The sequence below is a fragment of the Bacillus sp. 179-C3.3 HS genome (assembly GCF_047229225.1).
Lineage (GTDB): Bacteria > Bacillota > Bacilli > Bacillales > Bacillaceae > Bacillus.
Map to the genome: position 1 here is coordinate 290,201 of NZ_JBFEFT010000001.1, position 18,840 is coordinate 309,040.

16 protein-coding genes and 1 pseudogene are annotated in these 18,840 nt (G+C 41.2%); 7 read left to right on the top strand and 10 right to left on the bottom strand.

Features of this window, described 5'->3' with window-relative positions:
- From rbsC to AB1K80_RS01535, 8 genes are all read right to left on the bottom strand, one after another.
- On the bottom strand, positions 1–954 hold the full coding sequence (gene rbsC / locus AB1K80_RS01500; protein WP_412854845.1) for a ribose ABC transporter permease RbsC: 954 nt from the start codon (positions 952–954) through the stop codon (positions 1–3).
- A gap of 1 nt (position 955) precedes the next feature.
- Positions 956–2,437 (bottom strand): sugar ABC transporter ATP-binding protein, encoded by a 1,482-nt coding sequence (locus AB1K80_RS01505; RefSeq protein ID WP_412854846.1) that lies wholly within the window; start codon positions 2,435–2,437, stop codon positions 956–958.
- 15 nt (positions 2,438–2,452) lie between these two features.
- Positions 2,453–2,845, bottom strand: coding sequence for a D-ribose pyranase (gene rbsD / locus AB1K80_RS01510; protein WP_412854847.1), 393 nt, complete (start codon positions 2,843–2,845; stop codon positions 2,453–2,455).
- Positions 2,842–3,720, bottom strand: coding sequence for a ribokinase (rbsK, locus tag AB1K80_RS01515; protein ID WP_412854848.1), 879 nt, complete (start codon positions 3,718–3,720; stop codon positions 2,842–2,844). The genes rbsD and rbsK overlap by 4 nt, the downstream gene beginning before the upstream one ends.
- A 1-nt stretch (position 3,721) precedes the next feature.
- The gene (locus tag AB1K80_RS01520) at positions 3,722–4,702 is read right to left on the bottom strand and encodes a LacI family DNA-binding transcriptional regulator (protein ID WP_412854849.1); all 981 of its coding nucleotides are present in this window, start codon (positions 4,700–4,702) and stop codon (positions 3,722–3,724) included.
- Between the two features lie 106 nt (positions 4,703–4,808).
- Positions 4,809–5,951: a Ger(x)C family spore germination protein gene (locus AB1K80_RS01525; RefSeq protein WP_412854850.1), complete on the bottom strand. Its 1,143-nt coding sequence runs from the start codon at positions 5,949–5,951 to the stop codon at positions 4,809–4,811.
- Positions 5,941–7,038: a GerAB/ArcD/ProY family transporter gene (locus tag AB1K80_RS01530; protein ID WP_412854851.1), complete on the bottom strand. Its 1,098-nt coding sequence runs from the start codon at positions 7,036–7,038 to the stop codon at positions 5,941–5,943. The genes AB1K80_RS01525 and AB1K80_RS01530 overlap by 11 nt, the downstream gene beginning before the upstream one ends.
- Complete coding sequence (locus AB1K80_RS01535; RefSeq protein ID WP_412854852.1) at positions 7,028–8,509, bottom strand: spore germination protein; 1,482 nt, start codon at positions 8,507–8,509, stop codon at positions 7,028–7,030. The genes AB1K80_RS01530 and AB1K80_RS01535 overlap by 11 nt, the downstream gene beginning before the upstream one ends.
- A gap of 746 nt (positions 8,510–9,255) precedes the next feature.
- Here AB1K80_RS01535 and pgsB point away from each other — a divergent pair.
- The 5 genes from pgsB (at position 9,256) to AB1K80_RS01560 (ending at position 13,579) form a co-directional block, all read left to right on the top strand.
- Positions 9,256–10,437 (top strand): poly-gamma-glutamate synthase PgsB, encoded by a 1,182-nt coding sequence (gene pgsB / locus AB1K80_RS01540; RefSeq protein WP_412854853.1) that lies wholly within the window; start codon positions 9,256–9,258, stop codon positions 10,435–10,437.
- A 15-nt stretch (positions 10,438–10,452) separates the two neighbouring features.
- Positions 10,453–10,902, top strand: coding sequence for a poly-gamma-glutamate biosynthesis protein PgsC (pgsC, locus tag AB1K80_RS01545; protein ID WP_007497520.1), 450 nt, complete (start codon positions 10,453–10,455; stop codon positions 10,900–10,902).
- Between the two features lie 18 nt (positions 10,903–10,920).
- A complete protein-coding gene (locus AB1K80_RS01550) occupies positions 10,921–12,090 on the top strand; it encodes a CapA family protein (protein ID WP_412854854.1) in 1,170 nt (389 codons plus the stop codon).
- A complete protein-coding gene (locus AB1K80_RS01555) occupies positions 12,087–12,257 on the top strand; it encodes a hypothetical protein (RefSeq protein ID WP_412854855.1) in 171 nt (56 codons plus the stop codon). Before AB1K80_RS01550 ends, AB1K80_RS01555 begins: the two co-directional genes overlap by 4 nt.
- Before the next feature lie 101 nt (positions 12,258–12,358).
- Positions 12,359–13,579: a C40 family peptidase gene (locus AB1K80_RS01560; RefSeq protein WP_412854856.1), complete on the top strand. Its 1,221-nt coding sequence runs from the start codon at positions 12,359–12,361 to the stop codon at positions 13,577–13,579.
- Between the two features lie 71 nt (positions 13,580–13,650).
- Here AB1K80_RS01560 and AB1K80_RS01565 read toward each other — a convergent pair whose 3' ends face one another.
- Complete coding sequence (locus AB1K80_RS01565; protein WP_412854857.1) at positions 13,651–14,511, bottom strand: Cof-type HAD-IIB family hydrolase; 861 nt, start codon at positions 14,509–14,511, stop codon at positions 13,651–13,653.
- A 173-nt stretch (positions 14,512–14,684) separates the two neighbouring features.
- Entirely contained in the window at positions 14,685–15,650 is a 966-nt protein-coding gene (locus tag AB1K80_RS01570; RefSeq protein ID WP_412854858.1) for an LCP family protein, read from the bottom strand.
- A 269-nt stretch (positions 15,651–15,919) separates the two neighbouring features.
- Here AB1K80_RS01570 and AB1K80_RS01575 point away from each other — a divergent pair.
- A pseudogene (locus AB1K80_RS01575) lies at positions 15,920–17,284 on the top strand (sugar porter family MFS transporter).
- A gap of 139 nt (positions 17,285–17,423) precedes the next feature.
- The gene (locus AB1K80_RS01580) at positions 17,424–18,809 is read left to right on the top strand and encodes a glycosyltransferase (protein WP_412854886.1); all 1,386 of its coding nucleotides are present in this window, start codon (positions 17,424–17,426) and stop codon (positions 18,807–18,809) included.
- Positions 18,810–18,840: the final 31 nt, after the last annotated feature.

An 18,840-nucleotide genomic window follows, 5' to 3' on the forward strand; every position in this document is an offset into this window, starting at 1 on the left:
TTAAGCAGATTTCTTTCTGTCTAATAGAACTGCGATTAGAATGACAATCCCTTTGACAACAGATTGATAGAACGATGATACACCGAGTAAGTTCATTCCATTGTTCAATACACCGATAATGAGTACCCCGATCAATGTACCGATAATTCGTCCTCTTCCACCAGATAGGCTTGTACCACCAAGTACTACAGCCGCAATGGCGTCAAGCTCGTAGGATGTACCTGCTGTCGGTTGTGCAGAGTTCAAACGTGACGTTAAAATCGCACCTGCTAATGCAGACATAAAACCTGCTAATGCATAAATCATGATTTTCACGCGTGGTACTTTAATCCCTGAAATGAGAGCCGCTTTTTCGTTACCACCGATGGCATATGTTTTCCGACCAAAAGGCGTTTTGTGAAGCACAACCCAAAGGACAATGAATGTTAGTAGCATGGTGATGGCCGGGACTGGAATTCCTAAGAAATATCCGCGTCCAAATAATTGAAAAGCATAGTTATTGCCTAGTCCGGTAATTGGGTTTCCGTCTGTATAAACAAGTGTCAATCCTCTAAAAATCGTCATCGTTGCAAGAGTGGCAATAAATGGCGCCATTTTTCCTTTAGTGACTAATAGACCGTTGACCGTTCCAAGAATCGCACCGATGATACATCCAATGATGATGGCTAGAATCGGGTCCATACCAGAAACGATAAAGCCTGCCGTTAATGCACTGGAAAGCGCAAGGATGGCACCGACGGACAAGTCAATGCCTCCAGTGAGAATGACAAAGGTCATACCAAAGGCAATGAGCGCATTAATGGAAATTTGTCTTAGTAAGTTTAAGATATTTAATGGTTCTAAAAAGGCTGGGTTCAAAATCGACACAATGGCGACAAGGATGATGAGTCCTAAGAATGGACCTAGCTTTTGCATGATGTTGTCAAACCGTCCATTTGAAGTAAGTGGTTTCATGTTACTTCCCTCCTGTAGCGAATGTCATGATACGTTCCTGTGTAGCTTCTGTTTTATCGAGTTCTCCACTAATCGTTCCTTCATGAATGACAAGGATGCGGTCACTCATCCCCAATACTTCTGGGAGTTCAGATGACACCATTAAAATGGCGACACCGCGATTGGTGAGTTCGTTCATTAATTGATAGATCTCTCGTTTTGCTCCGACGTCAACACCTCGTGTCGGTTCATCTAAAATCAATACCTTCGGCTGGATACCAATCCATTTGGCAATCACGACTTTTTGCTGATTACCACCAGACAGACTTCTGGCAGAGGTTTCAGAAGACGCGGTTTTAATGGTCAGCCTTTTGATCAGAAGGTCGACAAAATCTTGTTCTGTTTTCTTATCAATCAGCCCTTTTGGAGAGAAACTCTCTAGGTTTGGTAAACCGATGTTTTCCCGGATGGATGCATCCAGCATCAACCCTTCATCCTTACGATCCTCTGTGATAAATCCAATGCCAAGCTTGACAGCATCACTTGGTTTTTTAATGACCGCTTTTTTTCCAAGGACCCAGATTTCTCCTTGATCAAGGGGATCAAGGCCAAAGAGTGACCTCATGATCTCTGTCCGTCCAGCCCCCATCAATCCTGCAACCCCGACGATCTCTCCAGATTTGACTGAAAATGAGATATCTTCAAAATGGCCTTTTCTCGTTGCTTGTTTGACTTCAAGTGCAATGTCACCTGTGGAAGGTGTTCGCTCTGGGTAACGATCTGTTAATTCTCGGCCAACCATTTTTTTAACGACTTCATTGAAATTGGTTTCTGGAATGGCTTTCGTGTCGACTGTTTTTCCATCACGCATGATCGTAATCCGGTCACAGATCGCAAAGATTTCTTCCATTCGGTGAGAAATGTACACAATGGAAACGCCTTCTTTTTTGAGCGAGTCAATGACTTGGAAGAGTTTCTCTATTTCACGATCCGTTAGTGCCGCTGTTGGTTCATCCATAATGATGACTTTTGCATCGGTCATTAATGCTTTGGCAATCTCTATCATTTGTTTTTGTCCAACAGAGCAGCTTCCTGCTTCTTGATCAAGAGACAGGTTGACAGATAGCCGGTCTAGTTGCTTTTTGGCGAGCGCTTTCATTTTCTTTGTATCTAAGAGCCCGAACTTTGTATAGATCTCTTTTCCGATGAATAGATTCTCTAGTACCGTCATATCAGGCCAAATATTTAATTCTTGGTGAATGAAGGCAATGCCATGCTGTTCGGCTTCTTTTGGGTTTTTGAAAGCGGTTTCTTTTCCGTCAATTTGAATGGTTCCTTCATCTAATGAATGGAGACCTGTCAGCAGGTTCATTAAGGTTGATTTTCCTGCACCATTTTCACCCATGAGCGCATGTACTTCACCTGTGACGAGGTCAAAGGAGACCCCGGAGAGAACGGTGTTTTTCCCAAAGGCCTTATGGATATTGTGCATCTCAATGTTCATATCTGGCTCCTCCTTTTAAAAGATGACACCGGCTTGAAGAATGCAGTTTGCGTATGGAGTGGCTTCACCTGTACGAATCACTGCCTTTGCCTGTTTGGTCATGTCTTTGAATGTCTCGTGGTCTACATCCACTAATGGCCCTGTGAATGTATTTTTTAGAAACGAGTGATCTCGTTCATTGGCGTTTTTGATTTCACTTGCGATCGTGATTTTTTCAACAGCCATTTCTTGAAGCAGAAGGGAGGTGACCTCCTGAAAAGACGGTGTGCCAATGGATAACGAAAGGTCAATCTTGATTGGGCCTTCTGGGATAGGTAGACCGCAGTCTGCGATGACGATTGTATCTGTATGTCCAAGGTCAGCAAGTACCTTGGCGATGTGGCTATTTAAGATCCCGTGTTTTTTCATGTCGTTCTCTCCAATTCTTCTCTCGTTGGCATACCGCCTTGCGCGCCGAACTTTGTGACAGAGATAGATGCTGCAAGGTTAGCAAATGCAAGGGCGTCATATAAGGGTTTCCCTTCCGTGAGTGCCACAGCCAAAGCGCCATTAAATGTATCTCCTGCCCCTGTGGTATCAACGGCTTTGACCGGATAGCCTGGTACAAGCACTTCTTTTGTGCCGTCAAAGTATCGAACTCCGCTTTTTCCTTCTGTAATTAATAGTTGATTTGGATAGGCACGTAGCGCTTCTTTGATCGTGAGACCTTCAAACATGAGTGCTGCTTCGTGTTCATTCGGTGTAATGTAGGCGGCCTGCTTTAGAATGTGCTCTTTTACTTTGCGAGCTGGTGCAGGATTTAAGATCAATGGAATTCCTTTTTCGCTGCAAATGGCGCAGACTGCTTCCACTGTTTCTTCAGGGATCTCCTGCTGGATGAGGACGATCCCAATGTCTTCAATGGAACGTAATGCGTCTTTTACGTAGTCTGGTGAGACCTTGTCATTCGCTCCTTTGACGACAACAATGCTGTTATCACCTTCAGCTAAAATAATATGAGCTGTTCCGCTTTCCATTTCGGTAACCGGTTTCATATGTGTTGTACGAACGCCTTGGGCTTGTAAATTGTTTAAGATCTCCTGCCCATAAGCGTCAGAGCCTACACGTCCGATCATATATACATCTGCACCCAGTCGTGCACTGGCGACTGCTTGGTTCGCTCCTTTTCCGCCTGGGACAGTTTTAAATGACTCGCCTAAAACGGTTTCTCCTGCATTCGGTCGTTTGTTTGATGTCACGACTAAATCCATTGAACAGCTTCCTATTACGACAATTTGACTCATATTATGAATCCACCTTTCTCGTTGTCTCTCGTTCAATAAAAGAGACGGGCATTTGAATAATGGGTTGATCTATTGGTTGTTTCTGAATGGATTTGATGATAAGTTTTGCTGCTTCTCTTCCCATGTCATAGGCAGGCTGCCGAATGGTGGATAAGGGAGGAAAGAGCAGTTCGCTTTGCGGAATATCATCAAATCCAATGATTTGTACTTCTTGTGGTATGGATTTCCCAATGCGGAGTGCTTCGTGTATGACCGCTGTTGCGACAATGTCATTACTGGCAATGATGCCATCTGTTTCAGGATATAATTGAAATAATGCACTCGCGCTTTTTCTCGCTTCTTGAAAGGAGAAAGATGCGGTCGACATCACGTTGAAGTCCACGCCTTTCTCGGTAAGTACATCAAGTGCCCCTCGAAATCGTTGCTGTGCCGTTTGTAGGTGGGCAGGGCCTTTCAGAAGTGTGATCTGACGACTGTCACGTCGAATCAATTCCATTGCGGCCATTTTCCCGCCAGCAGTAGCATCTGCAAAGACAGATGGCGCATGAGAGGCGATACGATCTAAAAATACAACGGGTAAGTCATCCGAGTACAGATCGGCTTCAGGCTCGTTTGTCACCGCGATAACACCTACTACTTGATTTTGTTTAAATGTTTGCAAGTAAGCCAGTTCCTTCTCACGATCCTCATCAGTGTTTCCAAATAATAAGCGGAAACCGTGGGCATGTATTTCATCCTCAACCCCTCGAGCTAGCTGAGGAAAGAAGGGGTTTGTGATATCTGGTAAAATGAATCCGATTAATCGGGACTCTCTTTTAAATAGGGATCTAGCGACTTCATTGGGGTAGTAGTTCAATTCCTGCATCGCTCGTGTCACGCGTGTTTTTGTATCCGTATGGACGTATCCAGTATCGTTTAACACGCGTGAAACAGTGGCAACGGACACTTTCGCCGCTTTTGCAACATCTTTGATTGTAGCCAATGGAGTGCCTCCCTTCATCAGTGTGTAACCGTTTACATAGATAGGTTATCACGAAAGTGTGGAAATGACAATGTTAAAAAATGAGAGAGAAACGTGTTTTTTGTTCTTAACTAATAATGCCCGTTTGCGTAATATCCACTTTGACCTTAGGAATGATCTTAATATGGGGATAATCTGTTTTCCAATTCATTTTTTGATAATCCTCAAAATGGTTGACGCGATATTTCCTCCCAAGTCCCAACACATCCGAGTTCGACTTTTGTAAGGTAGCGATGACTTTCTCAGCTTCCTTCGTCATGATTGTTGATAATCGGTCGTTTAAATCCTTTAATTTTTTTGTGCTATCTAAGTTGTCTTTTGGATATTCAATCACAGAAACGTTGAACTTGAAGTCGAGACTGATGGTGACGTTGCGATGGTCCGAATTTAAAATACGAATGTCTCGATTGGAATCGGTGACTTGAATCGTAATGTAGTTGTTCTCCTCAAGCTCCATATCATTTCTGATCTTTTTGGTGAAGTTTGCATATTTTCCAATGCGATTATCCATGATGTTGAGTAGCATTGCATCTTGACCGTATAGTTCACCTGATTTCACCTCATCATCAAATAAAGCGACACCTGCTACTTTGATCAACTGTTTGGATTGATCAAATAAAATGAGTGGAAGGCTGAAATCTTCACCCATTTGTAGCATTTTAGAGCGGATGCTATGAATATTGGCGGCCGTCACTTGTGAACCTCTCGAAGCCGTCGTAATCAGATTGTTTAAATAGTCACTCACAGCGAGCTGTTCTTTGATGAGTTTGTTGATGACATCAATACAAGATCCACCTTTTACAACGGCTAAATTCGCGAGTAAGGGACTTTTCGGATCACGATAAAAGACATCTAGGTATGGAAGGAGTTCTTTTTTAGAAAATTCATCACTAATTAGCAGAACCCTCATTTTTGAAATATCAATTTTTTGATCGACCATTCGCCCAAAGTCTGTCCTCGCTCGGCGAATCGTTGGGGCATTTGTGGTCAGAAGAGTGGTATTATAACTGCCTGCACCTCCTTGTTGTCCACCTTGAGGTGGCTGTATTTTTTGGTATGTAATCGACAATTGCACATCATTGTTTTCGCCTTCATCAATGGAGGAAGTGAGAACAAGGGCGATATTTTTTAATAGGTTCTGATCCCAGCAACCGGGCATCATGCTTAATGACATACACATGATGAGGAGCAGCACATATTTATGACGCATGCGATTTCACCTTCTTTTTGCGTTGTTTTAATAACACGATCAGGGCCATTAAAATGGGCAGTGTGTAGATAAAAGAAAATTGGCTATAGGTTGTAAAGTCATTAAAACGTTGAATCCTAAAATTATCGTGTGCAATAAAGCAGCTAACGGTAAAAATCAGAATGGAAAAATAGAATACATAGTTTCTATGTTCTTTTTTGTTGAGTATGAAGGCTAAACCATTGGCACAAAAATAGAGATAGTTACTTAATGTTGCAAAAATGATAAACACCCAAAAGCTGAGGAAAATCAAATCAGTCCGTTCAATGATTCCGAAGGAAATCGTTTTTAATAAGTAGAGGACTGGACTTGGAATGACATTCAGCTCGGTCGGGCTAAAAAACATAAAACATATTAATGTAATAAATAGGTAGTAAAGCGTCGTACATACGTTAGCAAATGTCATGATCTTATATCGTACTTTGACGGAACCTCTCATAAATGGAGAGATCAAGAGGATCATTTCAAATCCGTTCATCGATAAAACGACATCTTTTAAACCAGTTGTGAATTGAGACACGTCGGTTTGGAATAAAGGCAACAAGTAGTCGATATTGGTTCCTTTTAACGCATAGAGCATCAAAAGAGACAACATCAGTAAAAAGGGGGTCAAAATAAAATTAAATCTAGCAATGGCTCTAAGCTTCTCTTTGGCTAGATATAGCACGCATACAATCATCAGTAGATTAATGATCCAGTTTGGCGTAAGCGGCAGGACCCAAATGCCAAGAACTCTTGTGAAAATGGATAACACAATAATGCAAACGGAAGCGAAGTATAGGGTGTAAAGTGCCACCAATACCTTGCCTATCTTTTTACCGAATACATCGATGATGACCGCGAAGAAGGAGGTATCCGGATACTTGTAGATGATGTAAAGGAATATGGTATTAAAGATTTGGATCAAAATGCCGGCTAAAATAATGGCCATCCAACCATCATGACCCATGTCTTTCATGAGGAAATGAGGAAGAGCTAAAATACCGATGCCAATTTGAGATTGGATGATAAAAAAGGCTGCTTGTGATGCAGAGATTTTATTTTTCATCTTTATTTTTCCATCCTCTCAATTCTTCGATTTGTTTCTTCTTTTGTGGATTTAAATAAACAGGGCGTAGTTTATACATCCACATAGGGAGACGAACGACAGTGTCTTTTAAGTCTTGCCAGTTAAATGGTGCAAGTGGTGATAAATATGGAACGCCTAAAGACTCCAAGCGGCATAAATTCATGAGAATGATGGACAGCCCAAATGAAATGCCGATAAATCCAAACATGGAGGCCATAAACATTAGCGGGAAACGAAGCATGCGTATCGTTGATGTCATTTCAAAGGACGGAAGCACAAACGAAGCCACGGCTGTTACGGCAACAACAATGACAAGTACGTTTGAAATGAGTCCAGCTTGAACAACAGCATCGCCAATGACCAAACCACCAACAATACCAATGGTTTGTCCAATTGGTTTTGGTAGACGGATTCCGGCTTCACGTATCAGTTCAATGGTGACTTCCATGAGCATCGCTTCTATTAATGGAGGAAAAGGAATTCCGATAATCGAATTTTTCATCGTTGTGGCCAATTCATCTGGAACAACTTCATAATGAAACCCAATGACAGCGATATAAAAAGAAGGTAAGATGACAGCGATCACACAAGCGAGATAACGCAGCATACGAATAAATGTCGCTGGAATCCAGCGGTTATTATAATCATCCGGTGATTGAAAGAAGCTAAAGAACGTGACAGGCAACAATATCGCCATTGGACTGCCATCCATTAACACCACAATTCTTCCTTCAAGAATTGATGACCTCACCTTATCCGGACGCTCCGTATCAATTAACTGGGGAAAAATAGAAAATGAATTGTCTTCAATGGCTTCGATGATGGATCCTGGACTAATGATGGTATCTACTTTGATTGAGTTGATCCGTCTTGTGACTTCATCGACGTTTTCCTTGTTTGCAATATCTGAAATATACACAATAGCGATGTTTGTCTCAGATTTCGTACCGACTTTATGATATTTCACAGCAAGCTGTCGATCGTTTAAGTGGGAACGCAATAAATAGATGTTCGTGTCCAAACTTTCCACAAATCCATCATGTGCCCCCGCAATCACATTTTCTGAAGATGGCTCAGATATAGAGCGAAGTGGTGGCTGCCCGACGGAGAATAATTTCACCTGTGATGAATTTTCATCAAGAAAGGCAATGCTCCCTGCAATAATGCTGTCGATGATGAGCGTCAAATCACCTGTTTCAAGACTACTAAGCGATTTTGTGTAATCTTGCTTGCCGGGTGGACCTAATAAATTGCCCATTATAAAATCGTTTAGCTTGCCTTCATCTATTCTCGTTTTGATAAAAAACATCACACACTTTGTTTCATTGACCATGAGCTCCCTGTATTCGAAGTCTCCACTTTGCTGAAAGATATTTTGTACAATGCGGATCTTCTCCTCGAAGCTGCCTGATAAAAAGTGCAAACGAGTTTGCTCATTCAAGTTTGGCATCTTTAGCCTCCTCTCTCAGAAATTTTAACCATAGTTTAAGCGGATCCGTTGATTTTATTCGTCAGGACGAGAGAAACGGCGACATGCCTCGACAACTTTCAGCTGAATTCATATTAAAAATGTTAAAAAATGATGAATGTTAATAACAACAAATGATGATTATTTCAATTTTTAGGTCATTGGAAGCGAAAACCGTAAAATAACGATGATTCAAAGTGATCAACATTTGACATTTACATCCAAATTTTCGTGACCTAAAAATAAGCATATCACTTGATTTTGATGGAGGTGACATTTGTCATGGGTCAACATTAAGCAATCTGTGCGTGCAGGATGACTTTCTAACCTGTTCATTTAAAAAACAAAATCATTCTAAACCACGCACTATTCCGTTAAAGCGTTGGTATGACTGATATTGTAGAGGTAAACAGGTTTTTAAACATTGATTCAAAATACATCTTAATAATTGTCAAAAAATTTAGGGAGAAAAGGACAAAAGATATTTCGGTTATGAATGGTAACGCTTTCTCTCGTAAAGGCAGAAAATTCAAACAGAATAAAGTCCTCCTTTTGACCTTTTTATTTATGAAAGGGCTAGGAAGAACCGCCTTATGATTAGAGGAATTTGGCATATGACAGCGTGAAAGATTCTGTTACATAATACCGATTGTGATTTTATGCTGAACCGATATACTGATGATTGAATTTACATATCACACTCATAAAAAAAGGAGATGTAGATAGCGATGTGGTTAATCGTTATAGCCTGTGTCATCATGTTAGGGATTGGCTTTATTGAAAAGAAGCGTCATCAGAAGAATATCGATGCCCTGCCGGTACGGGTCAATATTAATGGTATTCGTGGAAAGTCGACCGTGACGAGATTGACAACCGGTATTTTAATGGAGGCAGGTTATAAAACTGTCGGCAAAACAACCGGAACGGATGCAAGAATGATTTACTGGGATACGCCAGAGGAGAAGCCGATTAAAAGGAAGCCGCAAGGACCGAATATCGGTGAGCAGAAGGAAGTAATGAGAGAAACAGTTGAAAGAGGAGCGAATGCCATCGTCAGTGAATGTATGGCAGTAAATCCAGATTACCAAATTATCTTTCAGGAAGAGCTGCTTCAAGCGAATATTGGCGTGATCGTAAACGTTCTTGAAGATCATATGGATGTGATGGGGCCGACACTTGATGAAATAGCAGAAGCCTTTACAGCCACAATTCCTTACAATGGACACTTGGTTATTACGGATAGTGAATATACGGATTTCTTCAAAGAGATTGCGAAGAAGCGCAACACTGAAGTCATTGTTGCGGATAATTCCAAGATTACCGATGAGTATTTACGGAAATTTGAGTACATGGTGTTCCCTGATAATGCATCGCTTGCACTTGGTGTGGCACAAGCATTAGGGATTGATGAAGATACAGCATTCAGAGGAATGTTAAATGCGCCGCCTGATCCAGGAGCGATGAGAATTCTTCCATTAATGGACGCAAAAGCACCTGGACACTTTGTAAATGGATTTGCGGCAAATGACGCGGCATCTACATTGAACATTTGGAAGCGTGTGAAAGAAATTGGATATCCAACAGACGAACCGATTATCATCATGAACTGCCGAGCGGATCGTGTTGATCGAACGATCCAATTTGCGGAGGATGTTCTTCCTTATATTGAAGCAAGTGACCTTGTCTTAATTGGTGAAACGACTGACCCAATTGTGAAGGCATACGAAGAAGGAAAAATTCCGGCTGACCACTTACACAACCTTGAATATCAATCTACAGAACAAATTATGAATATGCTTGAGAAAAAGCTTCATAATCGAGTGGTTTATGGAGTCGGTAATATCCATGGCGCCGCTGAACCTTTAATCGAAAAAATTCAAGAATACAAAATTAAGCAGCTTGTCAGCTAGGAGGAAATATAAAAAATGTTCGGATCAGATCTTTATATCTCATTAATTTTAGGTGTTCTATTAAGCCTCATCTTTGCAGAAAAAACAGGGATTGTACCAGCTGGACTGGTCGTACCAGGTTATCTCGCACTTGTATTTAACCAACCAGTCTTCATTTTAGTCGTCTTATCAGTCAGCTTGCTTACGTATGTCATTGTTCGATTTGGTTTATCAAAATTTATGATTTTATACGGACGTAGAAAGTTTGCTGCGATGCTTATCACAGGGATTGCCTTAAAGCTCATATTCGATTTCTTTTATCCAGTCGTCCCTTTTGAAATAGCAGAATTCCGCGGAATTGGAATCATCGTACCTGGACTGATTGCGAACACCATTCAAAAGCAAGGTCTTACGATTACCCTTGGAAGCACGTTACTTCTAAGCGGTGCAACATTTGCCATCATGTATGTGTACTATCTATTTTAAGATAAGGTGTGTCGAATGATGAATAAAAAATTGAGCTTTCAGGAAAAGCTGCTGAAAATCACAAAGAATCAAAAGAAAAAGACGAATAAACATGTACTCATTGCGTTACCGATTGTCATTGCTTGCACATTCCTATTTACATTTATCGGGAAAGCGCAAGTGCCAACAGTAGAAAAGAATCCAGAACATATGCTAACTGCGACATTTGTTGGTGACATTATGTTTGGACGAAATGTAGAGAAAGTGACCGATCGTTATGGAAAAGAGCATCTCTTTCGCTATGCCAAACCTTATTTTGATGTATCTGACTATGTCACAGGTAACTTCGAGCATCCAGTTGCATCAGACGAAGAGCAAGCAGCACAAAAGAATATTCATTTGAAAACAGATGAAGCATCTGTCCAAACGTTGAAGAATTTGAATTTCTCTGTCGTAAACTTTGCGAATAACCATGCGGCAGATTATGGTGAAAAAGGTCTGAACAACACCATCAATTCATTCGAAAGAACGGGCATGGATTATACAGGTGCAGGACGTAACTTGCAAGATGCGAAGCAAAACATTTCGTACAAAGAGGTCAACGGATTAAAAATTGCGACCCTTGGTTTTACAGATGTGTACGGGGAAAATTTCAAAGCAACGAATCGCAAGGCCGGTATCCTGCCAGCAGATCCATCTATCTTTATTCCGATGATTTCACAGGCTGCGGATCAAGCAGATATTGTTGTTGTTCATGCCCATTGGGGACAAGAGTACAACAATGAAGTAAACGAAAGACAAAGAGAATTGGCAAGAGCTATGTCTAAAGCGGGTGCTGATATCATTATTGGTGCACACCCACACGTGCTTGAGCCGATGGAAGTCTACAATGGAACAGCGATCTTCTATAGCTTGGGGAACTTTATTTTTGACCAAGGCTGGTCAAGAACACGGGATTCTGCACTTGTTCAGTACCATTTAAATCAAGACGGTAAAGCGACATTTGAAGTCGTTCCTATGTATATTAAGGAAGCAACGCCTGCGCCAGTAAAGGCTGGCTCACTTGAATCAAAATCCATTATCCGTCAATTGACCAATGGGACAAACGCGGATTGGAAAGAAAAAGATGGGCATATCTTCTTTGAAGTTGATCATTCAGATAAAGTTCAAACATTAAAAGAAAACGAAGGGAAGGAAACCACCAAATGAAATTCCTTAAAGCAAGCTGGCCGTTTGTTGCGTTAATTTTAGTATTTGTCTTTATGTCTGCTTTTAAATTTAGTGATAGCCTTACAGATCAAGAGAAACAAAAGATCTCGGTTGAAATGCAGAAAATTGAACAACAAAAACAGTCGAAAGTGGAAGAAAGTAAATAATAGAGTCACGCGGAGCACGCATGGGCGTGCTCTTTTTTGTCGAAAAAAAGTTCATTTAAAAAGGGGGATGACGAAATAATAAAAGAAAGGGGTGAGGGTTGATGAATTGGAAAGGGATGTTGATTGGAGGGTGTACATTGATCGGGTTGTTGTTCATGTCTCAATCAGAGCTGTCTGCACAAACAAAGTCGCCTGTCGCAAAAGCGAAATCGCTGATTGGCACACCATATCAAACAAGTGGAACAGATCCAAAAACGGGCTTTGATTCATCTGGATTCATTCAATATGTATTCAAAACGTCGGGATCGTTTGATTTGCCACGGAAGGTCATTGATCAATATCAGATCGGAAAAAAAGTGTCATGGGAACAAGCAAAACCTGGGGACTTGGTGTATTTTCGTAAACTGGAAGAAACAAAAGCAGTCCCAACACATGTGGCGTTGTATGTTGGCAATCAACAAGTCATACATTTGACGCAGAGTAAAGGTGTGATGAAAACAGATGTCAGCCAAAGCAAGTATTGGAAAGAGCGATATTTTGCTGTCAAACGGTTGCCTGATTCACAAGAAATCTCTGACGATCGCCTAACCAAAGAGGCGCTGAAGTATATAGGGGTTCCTTATGTGTTTGGAGCAGCAGACCCAAAGGTTGGCTTCGATTGTTCGGGCTTTTTGCAGTATTTATTTGAAACATCGCTCGGCATTTATTTACCTAGAAGTGCTGAACAGCAATGGATGGTTGGAGAAAGCGTGGCAATAGACAACATTCGTCCAGGGGACTTTGTGTTCTTTAGCAATACGTATAAAAAGGGGATTTCTCATGTAGGGATGTATGTTGGGGGAAATCGTTTTATTCATGCAAGTCGATCTGAAAGTGTGACGATTTCGTATTTGTCTGATTCGTATTGGCAGAGAAAGTGGACAGGTGCGAAGCGATTCACGAAGCTGAAGCTAGCGAAAGAAAACCCAATTGTATCTAAGGCGGCTATGTATATTGGCGAAGCACCTTATGCCAAAGGTGGGACGACCCCTAAGAATGGCTTTGATACAGCTGGCTTCACACAGTATATTTATGAACAAGTGTATGGCATTCAGTTACCTCGCTATGCGTCAGGACAAGTCAAAGAAGGGAAGCCTGTGAAACGTTCAGAGCTGAAGCCCGGAGATCTTGTCTTTTTCAAAGCCACTTCATTGATTCCAGCTATTTATGCAGGATCAAATCAAGTCATTCATGTAACGGCCTCAAAAGGCGTTGTGATGACCAATATGAAAACAAGTACGTACTGGAAGGATAAATATGAAACGGCTGTTAGAATCAAATAAATAGAAAAAGCCCGATTCTTGCGTGTATCGGACTTCTCACTAGACGCTGTGATCAGACAAGCGTCTTTTTTTCATTCATTTGATTGTAAAAGTTGATCAATAAAATAGGCAACGCCATCTTCATGATTTCCTTTTGTGATCACTGTGCTCTTTTCTTTAATGACATCGACTGCATTCCCCATCGCAATTCTGTGACCTGCTTCCTCAAACATGGACAGATCATTCGGGCTGTCACCAATCGCATAGATATGAGAGCGATCGACACCATAATGGGCGGCGAGTTTTTTAAGGGCAGGTCCCTTCCCAGATTCCTTTGGCAGTACTTCAATGATATGTTTCCCAGACGTGGTTAACGACAGTTCAGGCATTTCTGCTAGAAGCGCCCGTGCTTCCTGTAATTTATTCATATCAAATGAAAAACAAAGCAATTTATATGTCGGTTCATTCGATTCAAAAATGTCGCGGATATCATCCACTGGCTTGATGCCGAATTGTTTGAATTGCGTCATCGCGCCTTTCCATAATTCCTCTAAATCTTCATTCGGATTGGCACTTTTGATGACATCGAATTCTGCTTTTAACTTTTCTTTTCCGTCAAATGGAGAGAGCAATGCATCGTCAGTATAGACCTCAAAATAAATATGTCGATCAACGAGCGCTTTTGCTGCACGCTTCCCAGCTTCTTGGTTCAGTGTGATTCGACTGAAAAGCTGATATCCCTCTGTATGGACTGTTCCACCGTTTGCCGCAATAATCGGGATATCTAAGTCTCCAATCAGTTCCTTCACATCAAACGTAGCTCGTCCTGTACAAATGGTCACAATATATCCAGCTTCCTTTGCACGGATGAGTGCTTGACGATTTGCGGGCGAAATTTCACTGTTCGTATTTAAAAGTGTGCCGTCTAAGTCAATTGCGATCATTTTTTTCATAGCTGTCATATCCTCCTTCAATCAAGCCATCATTCCTTAAACAAAGTATGTACGATTTCCATCATTCTCATGAAAAAGCGAGGACATTTCATTCCTCTCCCTTAAGGCTAAACAAAAAACATCAAATGATCAATGATGAGATGAGAAAAAGCGCCCGAGTGGGACGCTTTTGTTTAAGGTAGTTCAAGTTGCTGCTTCAATTCAGTTTTCACTTCATTTAGATGATTTTGATCTAGCTGGAAATAATAGATGCTGTTTGGCTGATAATCAGATCCTTTTAGCTGAATGGTTTCAATGGATGACAATGAAGTGAAGAGCGGGAAAAGGCCCACTAATTCGTTCATTGAAAGGTTGGTTGAGACATTTTCACCAAGTGTATCAATGATATTGTCATAAGATGGAATCGACGTCACGGATTTTGATTTATCAAAGATTGCTTTTAATACTTCCATTTGACGTTGCCCACGCAATAAATCACTGTCTGCTTTCCTTGTTCTCACATAGGCAAGAGCTTGATCACCATCTAGCGTATGTGTTCCTGTTTGAAGTACGACTTTGCCTTTTGTATCTTTTTGAATCTGTTTCACGAGATACTCATCTTTAATATCGATGGATACACCGTTTAGTTCGTTGACAATTTCCTTAAATGCTTTGAAATTACTTTCGATGACAAAGTCGACTGGAATGTCTAGTAAACCTTCGACTGTACTCACTGTTAAGTCTGCACCGCCAAATGAGTGTGCATGTGTAATTTTATCGTATCCATAACCTGGAATATTGACGTATGAGTCCCTTGGTACGCTTAATAATTTGACTGTTTTATTTGTACGGTTAACAGTGGCCAAGACCAATGCATCGCTTCGTGCTTGTTTCACTGTTTCACCAGGTCTACTGTCAACTCCAAGCAGCAAGACAGAGAAGTTGTCTTTCCCTGGATCAAATGCTGCAATACGCTTCACGGATTGTGACCCGCGATCTAAAGAAACTTGTGCTTTCTTTGCAGCACTCGTCAATTTATAGTAGGCATAGCCTGTAACAGAAGCGGTTGTTAATAAAACTAAACTGAATAAAAATAAGGTGACTTTCACCCATGGTCTTAAACGCTTTTTGCGTCTGTGTTTACTTCGTGATTGATCCATATATTCTAAACCCTCGCTATGATTTTATCGTAAAGATGTTCATTTCGTATTTACAAACTAAAACAAATATACCTTAAAAAAGGATATCATGCGACATTTTTTTTCGCTAACAATTACTGGACGTTTCCTATACGAAAAAGGTTTCGGTGATACACAAATGTAATATGTTTGTCATAAAACATCGACATGTTTGAAATGACGAGAAGTGAGGAAAATGTCTTTCCAGAGACAATCATCCAGTGAATTTCTAAAAAAGCGGGGTTATGGTCATGGACAAACGGAATAGCTGGCTTTATTTTTTCGGCGCGCTTGGAGGCGCTTTATATGGTTATGATACAGGAGTCATTTCTGGCGCCATTTTATTTATGAAAGAAGATTTAGGGTTAAATGCTTTTACAGAAGGACTCGTCGTGAGCGCCATTTTAATTGGTGCAATGCTCGGTTCTTCTCTATCTGGAAAGCTAACCGATCAATTCGGGCGGAAAAAAGCGATCATGTCTGCTGCCGTTTTATTTATAATCGGTGGATTTGGAACAGCCCTTGCACCAAATACAGAAGTGATGGTGCTATTTCGAATTGTTTTAGGGCTTGCTGTCGGGTGTTCGACGACGATAGTTCCTCTATATTTATCTGAACTTGCGCCAAAAGAATCGAGGGGCGCACTGTCTTCTTTAAACCAACTCATGATTACATTCGGTATTCTCCTTGCCTACATGGTGAACTATGTTTTAGCAGATGCAGAGGCGTGGCGTCTCATGATGGGGATTGCTGTCATTCCTTCTGTTCTACTATTAATCGGTATCTTATTTATGCCAGAAAGTCCACGCTGGCTATTTATCAATGGACACGAAGATCGAGCGAAACGAATCTTATCAAAACTGAGAAAGAATCAGCAAGAAGTGAATGAAGAAATGTCTGAGATTCAAAAAGCAGAAAATGAAGAAAAGGGTGGGCTCAAAGAATTATTGGAACCATGGGTACGCCCAGCGCTCATTGCTGGTGTTGGACTCGCCTTCTTTCAACAGTTTATTGGCGCAAACACCATTATTTACTATGCGCCAAAAACATTCACAAGTGTCGGATTTGGCGATTCAGCAGCCATTTTAGGAACCGTAGGCATTGGGGCAGTGAATGTCGTCATGACGTTTGTTGCCATAAAAATCATTGATCGAGTGGGACGGAAGAAATTGCTTCTATTTGGAAATGTGACGATGACGCTAAGTTTGGTTGTCCTGTCAGTGGTCAATTGATTTTTTGAGGGGTCTACTGCTGCAAGTTGGACAACGGTTGTTTGTTTAGGAATATTCATCGTCATGTTTGCGGTGAGCTGGGGACCGGTCGTTTGGGTCATGCTACCAGAGCTTTATCCTGTGCATGTACGCGGAATAGGTACAGGTGTATCGACGTTCTTTCTTCATACAGGGAATTTGATCATCTCACTGACATTCCCGGCTTTACTTCATATGATGGGCATTAGTAACCTTTTCCTCATTTATGCGGTCATCGGTATAGGTGCCTTCTTATTCGTGAAATACTTAGTGACAGAAACGAAAGGAAAAAGCCTTGAAGAAATTGAAGAGGATCTGAAAAAGAGAAACCGTGCAATCGTGAAGGACGAAGGTGAAACGGTATAAAAGGAGAAACAGCTACGGGATCGTAGCTGTTTTTATTTGTTTAAACAAACGTTTCATTAAGAAAAGGACGATCTCTTATCTTCTGAACGTGCTGAATGCAACATACATATGGAAAAGGCGAGCGAAAGGTGGAAATGAGATGAAAGGGATCACAAGCATTGTCATATTGACCTACAACGAGCTTCATTTAACAAAACAATGTATTGATAGCATTCGGCAGCATACCCGACGTGACGAATATGAGCTGATCATTGTTGATAATGCCTCAACAGATGGAACGAAAGACTATATAAGAGGGCTCAAAGATGTGATTGTCATTGAAAATGAAAAGAATCTAGGCTTTGCAAAAGGGTGTAATCAAGGGGCAAAACGAGCGACAGGAGACAGTATTCTCTTTTTAAATAATGATACGATCGTGACGGAACAATGGCTACCTCCCTTGAAAGAGGCACTGTTTGCATCAGAACGAATCGGAATGGTAGGGCCTGTGTCGAACTATGTGAGTGGTCCTCAAATGGTACAGCCATCTTATGCCGATGTGGATGAGCTTCCGGCGTTTGCAAAGCAATATACAGCAGATCAAAAAGGGAAGAGGACATATGTACATAGGTTGGTAGGCTTTTGTTTACTCGTCAAAAAGGAACTGATTGAAGAAATTGGGCTATTCGATGAGCGGTTTATCTATGGGTCTTTTGAGGATGATGATCTATGTATGCGTGCCTTGATGAAGGGGTATCAGTTGCAAATTGTACATGACTCATTTGTACATCATCAAGGACATGCGACCTTCCAAGCAAATCAAGAGACGAACATCTCTACATTATTTGTAGAAAATCGGGTGCGATTTTTAGATAAGTGGGGGATTGATTTAAATGTGATTACACCTCATCCGTATTTTGCGTCACTCCTCCCGAAAGAAGCGAACGTTGTATTAGATGTTGGGTGCGGCGCAGGTGCAACAGGTGTTGAAATCATTAATCGACAATCAGTTGACATGTACGGAGTTGAGTCTGACACACTCAAGGCGAATATCGCCAAAGCGTATTATCGTGAGGTTGCACAGGTGAAGGTAGACGAGTACCAATGGGCAGACAAGAGTGCTTTTTTTGATGCCATCATTTTTTCCGATGTATTAGAGCATATTTCAGACCCGTGGCACACAATTTCCGAGGCATACACATCACTCAAACCGGGCGGGGTGATCATCTGCTGCTTGCCCAACATGATGCATGCGGAGGTTTTACTCCCATTATTGACCGGTGATTTCACGTATCAAGAGATGGGGATTTTAGATCGGACGCACTTGAGGTTTTTCACACCAAGAACAATGCGGGCGCTATTTCCGGATCATATGTTTGACCGGATGGTAGAAAAACAAATCAATGTACCAATTGATCAACATGTTCAACTGTTTTTTGATGAAGTGGCGAGAGTAGGAGAGTCGCTTGGTTTTCAGACAAAATCTTTATCTGACGAAGTGAAGCTATATCAACTTTTAATCGTGGCACGTAAAAAGGAAATGTAAAGAGATGGATGTATTCAAAAAGGACTAAAAC